This window comes from Streptomyces sp. NPDC029041 (assembly GCF_040637515.1).
GTDB lineage: Bacteria > Actinomycetota > Actinomycetes > Streptomycetales > Streptomycetaceae > Streptomyces.
This window is the reverse complement of sequence record NZ_JBEZWO010000006.1, coordinates 580,826-590,734: the sequence shown is the minus strand read 5'-3', so window position 1 is coordinate 590,734 and position 9,909 is coordinate 580,826. Positions and strand designations below refer to the sequence as shown.

Genomic DNA, 9,909 nt, shown 5'->3' with positions numbered 1-9,909 from the left:
GTTGATAGGCCGGATATGGAAGCACGGTAACGTGTGGAGTTGACCGGTACTAATAGGCCGAGGGCTTGTCCTCAGTTGCTCGCGTCCACTGTGTTGGTTCTGAAACCACGAACAGCCCCACGCCGCCACGCGTGGTGCGGCTGACAGTTTCATAGTGTTTCGGTGGTTATAGCGTAGGGGAAACGCCCGGTTACATTCCGAACCCGGAAGCTAAGCCTTACAGCGCCGATGGTACTGCAGGGGGGACCCTGTGGGAGAGTAGGACGCCGCCGAACAATTATTGAAAGGGTTGGACCCGGAACTTCGGTTTCGGGTCCAACCCTTTTTTGTTGCGCGTCACTTGAAGTTCACGTTGTGCGACCAGCATCCACAGCATGGGTACTGCTGCAATGCTCAGGGCCGCCGGTGTCGGACTCGGTGACGAGGTCGTGGTGCCGGCCTTCGGGAACGTCGAGGTCGCCGAGGCCGTGGCCAAGGCCGGGGCTCTTCCGGTGTTCGCCGACATAGACCCCTCCACCTACTGCCTCGACCCCGCTGCTGTGGAAGCGGCGGTGACTCCGCGGACCGCGGCCGTGGTCGCCGTACACCGCTTCGGCCGGCTCGCCGACATCCCGCGCCTGCACGCGCTCGGACAGCGGCACGGGCTGCTCGTTCTGGAACAGGGGGAATCCGAGGCGCCGTACGACGAGATAGCCCAGCGCAGGGAGCGCGCGGCTTATCTCCACGCCAAGTTGAGGGGCGTCCGGGTACCGGAGGACGGTGACGGGCACACCTATCAGCAGTACGTCGTGCGGGTCCCCGGCAATGGGCGACCCGATCGGGATGCCTTCGCGCGAACCTTGCGGACCAAGGGAGTTGAGTGCCGGGTGCCGGTGAAGACGCCCGTACACCGGCTGCCTGAATTCCGGCGGTGTGTTTCACTTCCGGAGACCGAACGGGCCTCCGACGAGACGCTGGCGCTGCCGGTCGACGCGTCGCTGACCAAGCGCGACATGCAGCGCATCGTGTCCGCCTGCAATGCCCTCGGAGGGCTCTTGCAGCCCGCCTTCTGACGTGGTTGGGACCACGGCTCTGTTCGGGGTATGATCTATTCCGTTGCCGCGGGGGAGACCTCGCAAGCAACAGGCCCCTATAGCTCAGTCGGTAGAGCGTCTCCATGGTAAGGAGAAGGTCAGCGGTTCGATTCCGCTTGGGGGCTCCGGAAAAAGGCCCCACCCTCACGGGTGGGGCCTTTCGCGTTCTCCTAGTCCTTCTGAAGTCCGGGGACGCGCATGGCCAGGATCGCCATGTCGTCCGACGGGGCGTCCGACGCGAAGCGCTCCACAGCGCGCATGATGCGGGCCGCGACCGCGCCGGCCGTGAGGCCCGTGCAGGTCGTGAGGACGTCGGCGAGGCCGTCGTCGCCGAGCATCCGTGCGCCCTCCCGGCGTTCGGTGACGCCGTCCGTGACGCACAGGAGGACATCGCCCGGGTCGAGGGTGACGGTCTGCTCGTAGAGCTCCAGGTCCTCGATGACGCCGAGGAGCGGCTGAGGCTCCGCGGCCGGCTCGACCGAGCCGTCCTGGCGCAGGCGCAGCGGGAGCGGGTGTCCGGCGCAGACCACCTTCAACTCGGCGCTGCCGTCCTCCTGGGGGCGCATCTCGCCGTAGAGGAGGGTGAGGAAGCGGCTGCGGGCGCCCTCGTCGAGGATCGCGGAGTTGAGGCGCTCCAGGACCGTCGGGCCGCTGAGGCCCTCACGGGCCAGCAGACGCAGGGCGTGGCGGGCCAGGCCCGTGACCGCCGCGGCGTTCGGGCCCGTGCCGCACACGTCGCCGATGGCGAAGCCGTAGGCACCGTCGCGGATGGGGAAGACGTCGTAGAAGTCGCCGCCGACCTCGTTGCCCTCGCCGGCGGCGCGGTAGATGACCTCGACCTCGACGCCGTCGATCTCGGGGAGCTCCGGGGGGAGGAGGCTGCGCTGGAGGGACTGGCTGATCGCCGTGCGCTCCGAGTAGAGGCGGGCGTTGTCCAGTGCCAGGGCGGCCCGGCGGGAAAGGTCCTCGGCGAGTTCCAGGATCTCCTGGCGGAAGTGTTCGTCGGTCGGCTTGCCGAGGGTCAGCATGCCGATGACGCGGTTGCGGGCGACCAGCGGAAGGACGACGGTCTCGCCGCCGACGGCGGAGGCGGTCGCGAGGGTGGGGCCGATGCCGCGCGTGACCTGGCGGGTGGGGCTGCCGCTGAGGCCGAGGCTGCGCATGGAGGTGCGCAGGGCCGCCTGGTGGGCGACCTCGCCGGGGGCCGTCCAGACGCGGGCGCCCGGGGTGGGCACCGGGTCGGGCGGGGGGACCTTCGACAGCAGGGACTTGATGCCGTCGATGAGTTCCTCGTCCTCGTGCAGGACGTAGGAGAGGTACGGCTCGGAGGCCTGGTCGGCGATCGTGTAGACGGCGCACCAGGTGGCGAGGGTCGGGACCGTCATCTGGGCCATGAGGGCCAGGGTCTGGTCGCGGTCCAGGGTGCCGGCCAGCAGGTCGGACGCCTCGACGAGGAAGCTGAGGGAGCCGCGGCGCAGGCGTTCCAGTTCGCCCAGGCGGGCCGACTCGACGGCGAGGGCGATGCGGTCGGCGGCGAACTGGAGGCGCAGGGCCTCCTCGTTGGAGTATCTGGCCGGGGCTTCGGCGGCGACGCCGAGGGAGCCGGTCAGGCGGCCCTCGACCTTGAGCGGGACGGTGACCACCGAGCGCATGCCCGTGCCGTTCAGCAGCGGTACGGCGCCGGGGACCGCGGTCAGGTCGTCGTGGACGGCGGGCATGCGGGCCGAGCCGTAACGGCCGGGGCCGGCCTCGACGGGGACGCGGGCGAAGCGCTGACGGGCGGAGGGAAGGCCGGTGGAGGCGCGGACCTCCAGTTCCGTCTCGTCGTCGGTGGCCAGCAGGAGGAACGCCGAGTCGCCGTCGAGCATGTCGCGTGCGCGTTCGACCGTGCGCTGGAGGAGGCCGTCGAGGTCGTCCGGGGCGGGGGAACCGATGAAGACTTCGAAGGGGTCGGTGCTCTGGCCCTCGGCGCCGGACGAGCTGTCGGAGGCGGGGCCGCGCAGAGGCGTCTGCAGAACAGCCCGTTCGTGGTCGCGTACCAGGAGGCACACGGTTGACGGTTCGCCGCCGGTGTCGCGGACGCGCAGGTGGGAGGCGTAGACGGGGGTGACGCGGCCGGTGGCGGCGCGGATGCCGTAGCTGCCTTCCCAGCGAGAGAGACGGAGGGCTTCCGCGATGCCGGTGCTGGTTCCGGGGGTGTGGGGCCAGGCGGCGAGGTCGGTCAGGGGCTTGCCGGTGACCTGCTCGGCCGGGTAGCCGAAGAGTTCCTCGGCGTCCTCGTTCCAGGCGGTGATGTGGCCGGTGCGGTCGATCTGGATGACGGCGACGCGGACCCGGCCGTCGGCGAGGGGGAGCAGGTCCAAGGGGAGAGCGGGGCCGGCTGCGCGGGTGCCCACCGCGCGTGCGGGCAGGTCCAGTTGGAACCAGACGGTCTTGTGGGTGGGGATGTACTCGACGCCCCAGCGGCCGGCGAGGGCCGCGCACAGCTGGAGGCCGCGGCCGCCTTCGCGGTCCGGGCTGCCCATGTTGACGGCCGTGGCCTGGAGGGGGATCTCGCGTTCGGGGTACCGGTCGGCCACCTCGATGCGTACGCCGTCGTCGCTGCGCAGGCAGAGCACGTCGGCGGAGGTGCCGGCGTGGACCACGGCGTTGGTCACCAGTTCGCTGGTGAGAACGACGGCGTCGTCGACGATGTCGGCGAAGCCCCAGCCCTGGAGGGTGTCGCGGACGAAGGAGCGGGCGCTCGCGACCGATCGCCCGACGGGCTCGAAACTGGCGGCCGCGCGCGCGGTGATCACAGAACTCCTCGACCGGTTCTCGACGTGCTGGGCTGCGGGGCCGACCGGCTCGCGCCGCTGCTGCGGCAGGTTGCCCGTCGGCCGGGGGTCCGGGGGCTGTCCCCCGGGGATCAGTCCGGTGGTCATGTTGTGTGCGGCCGCCCCTCCGATGCCCGCTCGTCTTCGTGCCACCGCCCAGGCCGGACGGACCGGCGCGGCTGGACAGCCGGATGCAAGGTTACTTACCTTCGCGGTCCGTGCGGATGCCGGTCTGCAGTGTTTCCGTCCGGAGGGTGTGCGGACGATGTGCGAAGCTGCCGAACTGTTATGGCCTGGTTCGGCCAGGGTGAAACACTGGGCAAGCTTCGTGTGAAGGTCCGGGCAGGCTGTGTGCCCGAGGGTGACCGTGGGCAGCAGCCCCCGTGGAAACGGCCTGGTATGCGAGGCGAGAATACGCAGTAGTAACTGGTACGGCGAGCGTGGTACCCGAACACAGCAGTGACGGTCGATCCCTGCGGGAGGGACACAGTGGAGTCTGGCGCAGCGACGCGTGGCAGGAAGACGCGCGCGAAAGGCGGACAGTCCCCGGTCAACCAGGGCAAGGTGCGCAGCGGCACGACCGAGGTGGACACGGCCGCTCTGAACCGGCTGATGGCGGCCCTGGTGTCGATGCGGGACGGGAACTTCCGCAAGCGGCTCACGGTGTCGGGCGACGGCGTGATGGCCGAGATCGCGGCGGTCTTCAACGAGGTGGCCGACCGCAATCTGCATCTGACGGGCGAGCTGTCGCGGGTGCGGCGGATGGTGGGCCGCGAGGGCAAGCTCACCGAGCGGCTGGAGACGGGTGCCTGCGAGGGCTCGTGGGCGACGGCGATCGACAACTCGAATGCCCTGGTCGACGACCTGGTGCGGCCGGTCTCCGAGGTCGGCCGGGTGCTGTCGGCGGTGGCGGAGGGTGATCTGTCGCCGCGCATGGAGCTGCGGACGCAGGTGCCGGACGGCAACAGTCAGCCTCTGCGGGGCGAGTTCCTGAAGGTCGGACGGACCGTCAACAATCTGGTCGACCAGCTGTCGACGTTCACCGACGAGGTCACGCGTGTGGCCAGTGAGGTGGGCACCGAGGGCAAGCTGGGCGGTCAGGCCCGGGTGCGGGGCATGTCGGGTTCCTGGCGGGATCTGACGGACTCCGTCAACACGATGGCGTACCGGCTGACGGCCCAGGTGAGGGACATCGCGCTGGTGACGACGGCGGTCGCCAAGGGTGATCTGTCCCGGAAGGTCACGGTCCAGGTCGCCGGCGAGATGCTGGAGCTGAAGAACACCGTCAACACGATGGTGGACCAGCTGTCGGCGTTCTCCTCCGAGGTGACCCGTGTGGCGCGTGAGGTGGGTACCGAGGGTGCGCTGGGCGGTCAGGCGCAGGTACCGGGCGTCGCCGGGGTGTGGAAGGAACTCACCGATTCGGTGAACACGATGGCCGGGAACCTGACGGCCCAGGTGCGGGGGATCGCGGAGGTGACGACCGCGGTCGCCAACGGTGATCTGTCGCGCAAGGTGACCGTGCCGGCGCGCGGTGAGGTCGCGCAGCTCGCCGACACGATCAACCAGATGACCGAGACGCTGCGGATCTTCGCCGACGAGGTCACGCGTGTGGCCAACGAGGTCGGGGCCGAGGGGCAGCTCGGCGGTCAGGCGAACGTGCCGGGTGCCGCGGGGACGTGGAAGGACCTCACCGATTCTGTGAACACGGTCTTCCGGAATCTGACCACCCAGGTGCGGGACATCGCCGCCGTGACGACGGCGGTGGCCAATGGTGACCTGTCGCAGAAGGTCACGGTGGACGTGGCCGGCGAGATGCTGGAGCTGAAGAACACCGTCAACACGATGGTCGACCAGCTGTCCGCCTTCGGTGCGGAAGTGACCCGTGTGGCGCGGGAGATCGGTGTCGAGGGTGAGCTCGGCGGTCAGGCGCAGGTGCCGGGCGCTGCGGGGACGTGGAAGGACCTGACGGACTCCGTCAACACGGCGTTCCGCAACCTCACCGGTCAGGTGAGGAACATCGCCCAGGTGACGACGGCGGTGGCCAACGGTGACCTGTCGCAGAAGGTCACGGTCGACGTCTCCGGCGAGATGCTCAAGCTGAAGAACACCGTGAACACGATGGTGGACCAGCTGTCGAGCTTCGCCGACCAGGTGACGCGGATGGCCCGGGACGTGGGCACGGAGGGCCGTCTGGGCGGTCAGGCCCGGGTCGACGGTGTGTCGGGCACGTGGAAGGAACTCACCGACTCCGTCAACTCGATGGCCGGCAACCTCACCTCACAGGTGCGCAACATCGCGCAGGTGACGACGGCCGTGGCCCGGGGCGACCTGTCGCAGAAGATCGACGTCGACGCGCGCGGGGAGATCCTGGAGCTGAAGAACACCATCAACACGATGGTGGACCAGCTCTCGGCCTTCGCCGACCAGGTGACCCGGGTCGCGCGCGAGGTGGGTACGGACGGCCGGCTGGGCGGTCAGGCGCAGGTGCCGGGCGTGGCCGGTGTGTGGCGTGACCTGACGGACTCCGTGAACGGCATGGCGTCCAACCTGACCGGCCAGGTGCGCAACATCGCCCAGGTGGCCACGGCGGTGGCCCGGGGCGACCTGTCGCAGAAGATCACCGTGGACGCGCGCGGGGAGATCCTGGAGCTCAAGAACACCCTGAACACGATGGTGGACCAGCTGTCGTCGTTCGCCGAAGAGGTCACCCGCGTGGCCCGAGAGGTGGGTACCGAGGGCATTCTGGGCGGCCAGGCCGAGGTGCAGGGTGTCTCCGGCACCTGGAAGGACCTCACCCAGTCGGTGAACGGCATGGCCAACAACCTGACCATCCAGGTGCGCAACATCGCCGAGGTCACGACAGCGGTGGCCCGCGGTGACCTGTCGAAGAAGATCACCGTCGACGCCAAGGGCGAGATCCTCGAGCTGGTCACGACCGTCAACACGATGGTGGACCAGCTGTCCTCCTTCGCCGAGCAGGTGACGCGGGTGGCCCGTGAGGTGGGCACCGAGGGCATCCTGGGCGGCCAGGCGCACGTGCCGGGTGTCACCGGCATCTGGAAGGACCTGAGCGACAACGTCAACCTGATGGCGAAGAACCTCACCACTCAGGTGCGGAACATCTCCCAGGTCTCGGCGGCGGTCGCCAACGGTGACCTGACGCGGCAGGTGACCATCGAGGCGCGCGGTGAGGTGGCGCAGCTCGCCGACACCATCAACACGATGGTGAAGACGCTGAGTTCGTTCGCCGAGCAGGTCACCAAGGTGGCCCGTGAGGTGGGCACGGACGGCATCCTCGGTGGTCAGGCGCACGTACCGGGTGTGGCCGGTACGTGGAAGGACCTCACCGAGTCCGTGAACCAGATGGCGTCCAATCTGACCGGTCAGGTGCGCAACATCGCGATGGTGACCACGGCCATCGCCAAGGGTGACCTGACGAAGAAGATCGACATCGACGCGCGCGGCGAGATCCTGGAGCTGAAGACGACCATCAACACGATGGTCGACCAGCTGTCGTCCTTCGCCGAGGAGGTCACCCGGGTCGCCCGTGAGGTGGGCACGGAGGGGCAGCTCGGCGGCCAGGCCCGGGTGCGGGACGTGGACGGCACCTGGCGGGACCTGACCGAGTCGGTGAACGAGATGGCCGGGAACCTGACCCGGCAGGTGCGCGCCATCGCGCGCGTGGCGACCGCGGTGACCCGCGGTGATCTGAACCTGAAGATCGACGTGGACGCGTCCGGGGAGATCCAGGAGCTCCAGGACTACATCAACAAGATGATCGCCAACCTGCGCGACACCACGATCGCCAACAAGGAGCAGGACTGGCTCAAGGGCAACCTGGCGCGGATCTCCGCGCTGATGCAGGGCCGCCGTGACCTGGAGGACGTGGCCTCGCTGATCATGAGCGAGCTGACCCCGGTCGTCTCCGCGCAGCACGGGGCGTTCTTCGTGGCGATGCCGCTCGTCGACGGCGAGGACATCAGCGCCACGGACGAGGACCAGTACGAGCTGCGCATGCTCGGCAGCTACGGCTACTCGATGGGCTCGATGCCGACGTCGTTCCAGCCCGGTGAGGCGCTGGTGGGGACGGCCGCCGAGGAGAAGCGCACGATCCTCGTCGAGAACGCGCCGAGCGGCTATCTGAAGATCTCCTCGGGGCTCGGCGAGGCGCCGCCCGCGCAGGTGATCGTGTTGCCGGTGCTGTTCGAGGGCAGCGTGCTCGGCGTCATCGAGCTGGCGTCCTTCACGCCGTTCACGCAGATCCAGAAGGACTTCCTGAACCAGATCGCCGAGATGATCGCGACCAGCGTCAACACCATCTCCGTCAACACCAAGACCGAGCTGCTGCTGGCGCAGTCGCAGGAGCTGACCGAGCAACTGCGCGAGCGCTCGGCCGAGTTGGAACAGCGGCAGAAGGCCCTCCAGGCGTCCAACGCCGAACTGGAGGAGAAGGCCGAGCTGCTGGCCCAGCAGAACCGCGACATCGAGGTGAAGAACACCGAGATCGAGGAGGCGCGGCAGGTCCTGGAGGAGCGCGCCGAGCAGCTCGCGGTGTCGATGCGCTACAAGAGCGAGTTCCTCGCGAACATGTCGCACGAGCTGCGTACGCCGCTGAACTCGCTGCTGATCCTGGCCAAGCTGCTCGCCGACAACGCCGAGGGGAACCTCTCCCCGAAGCAGGTCGAGTTCGCCGAGACCATCCACGGGGCCGGTTCGGACCTGCTCCAGCTCATCAACGACATCCTGGACCTGTCGAAGGTCGAGGCGGGCAAGATGGACGTCTCCCCGACGCGGATCGCGCTGGTGCAGCTCGTGGACTACGTGGAGGCCACCTTCCGTCCGCTGACCGCGGAGAAGGGCCTGGACCTGTCGGTGCGGGTCTCGCCGGAGCTGCCCGCGACGCTGCACACCGACGAGCAGCGGCTGCTGCAGGTGCTGCGCAACCTGCTGTCGAACGCGGTGAAGTTCACCGATTCCGGGTCGGTGGAGCTGGTCATCAGGCCGGCGCGGGACGACGTGCCGCAGCGGATCCGGGAGCAGCTGCTGGAGACCGGGTCGCTGACCGATCCGGAGGCCGAGCTGATCGCGTTCTCCGTGACCGACACGGGGATCGGCATCGCCTCCAGCAAGATGCGGGTGATCTTCGAGGCGTTCAAGCAGGCCGACGGCACGACCAGCCGGAAGTACGGCGGTACGGGCCTCGGGCTGTCCATCTCGCGGGAGATCGCGCAGCTGCTCGGCGGTGAGATTCACGCGCAGAGCGAGACGGGCCGCGGCTCGACGTTCACGCTGTACCTGCCGCTGCATCCCAGCGAACTGCCGCCCCAGGGCTACCAGCAGCAGCTGCCCGCCCTGGAGGCCGGTGACCTGGTGGCGTCGACCACCGACCTGTCCGAGCTGTCGGACGTGGAGGTGGAGACGCCGGCCGAGGTGAAGTCGTACCGCGAGACGCAGAACGGGCCCGCCGCCCTGTTCCGGCGGCGCCGCAGGATGCCCGAGCTGCCGCCGCGCCCCGCGCAACTGGAGCAGTGGGCCCCGGCCGAGCAGGAGCCGGCTCCGAAGCCGAGCCGCGGCATCCGGTTCGGCGGCCAGAAGGTCCTGATCGTCGACGACGACATCCGCAACGTCTTCGCCCTGACCAGTGTCCTGGAGCAGCATGGCCTGTCCGTGCTGTACGCCGAGAACGGCCGGGAGGGCATCGAGGTCCTGGAGCAGCACGACGACGTGGCGGTCGTGCTGATGGACATCATGATGCCCGAGATGGACGGGTACGCCACGACCAGTGCCATCCGCAGGATGCCGCAGTTCGCCGGTCTGCCGATCATCGCGCTGACCGCCAAGGCGATGAAGGGCGACCGGGAGAAGGCGATCGAGTCGGGCGCCTCCGACTACGTGACCAAGCCGGTCGACCCCGATCATCTGCTGGCGGTGATGGATCAGTGGATGCGAGGGGAATGAGGGGAACCTTGGGCAGTTGCGCGACCATGACGGGAAGGTTCGGTGTTCACGCGGAGTTG

General features: G+C 68.8%; 3 protein-coding genes, 1 tRNA gene and 1 rRNA gene. 4 read left to right on the top strand and 1 reads right to left on the bottom strand.

Annotation, left to right across the window (positions count from 1 at the left end):
* Positions 1 to 158 precede the first annotated feature (158 nt).
* From rrf to AB0F04_RS18670, 3 genes are all read left to right on the top strand, one after another.
* A 5S ribosomal RNA gene (gene rrf, locus AB0F04_RS18680) occupies positions 159 to 275 on the top strand.
* A gap of 114 nt (positions 276 to 389) precedes the next feature.
* Positions 390 to 1,052, top strand: a complete 663-nt coding sequence (locus AB0F04_RS18675; RefSeq protein ID WP_362042838.1) for a DegT/DnrJ/EryC1/StrS family aminotransferase — start codon at positions 390 to 392, stop codon at positions 1,050 to 1,052.
* A 73-nt stretch (positions 1,053 to 1,125) separates the two neighbouring features.
* A tRNA-Thr gene (locus AB0F04_RS18670) sits at positions 1,126 to 1,198 on the top strand.
* Positions 1,199 to 1,243: 45 nt separating this feature from the next.
* Here AB0F04_RS18670 and AB0F04_RS18665 read toward each other — a convergent pair.
* A complete protein-coding gene (locus AB0F04_RS18665; protein WP_362042789.1) occupies positions 1,244 to 3,997 on the bottom strand; it encodes a SpoIIE family protein phosphatase in 2,754 nt (917 codons plus the stop codon).
* A 381-nt stretch (positions 3,998 to 4,378) separates the two neighbouring features.
* Here AB0F04_RS18665 and AB0F04_RS18660 point away from each other — a divergent pair, with 381 nt between their 5' ends.
* A complete protein-coding gene (locus AB0F04_RS18660) occupies positions 4,379 to 9,850 on the top strand; it encodes a HAMP domain-containing protein (RefSeq protein ID WP_362042787.1) in 5,472 nt (1,823 codons plus the stop codon).
* Positions 9,851 to 9,909 lie beyond the last annotated feature (59 nt).

Coding starts and splice junctions, on each gene's coding strand:
- AB0F04_RS18675 (WP_362042838.1), top strand. CDS start 390: ATGCTCAGGGCCGCCGGTGTCGGACTCGGTGACGAGGTCGTGGTGCCG.
- AB0F04_RS18665 (WP_362042789.1), bottom strand. CDS start 3,997: ATGACCACCGGACTGATCCCCGGGGGACAGCCCCCGGACCCCCGGCCG.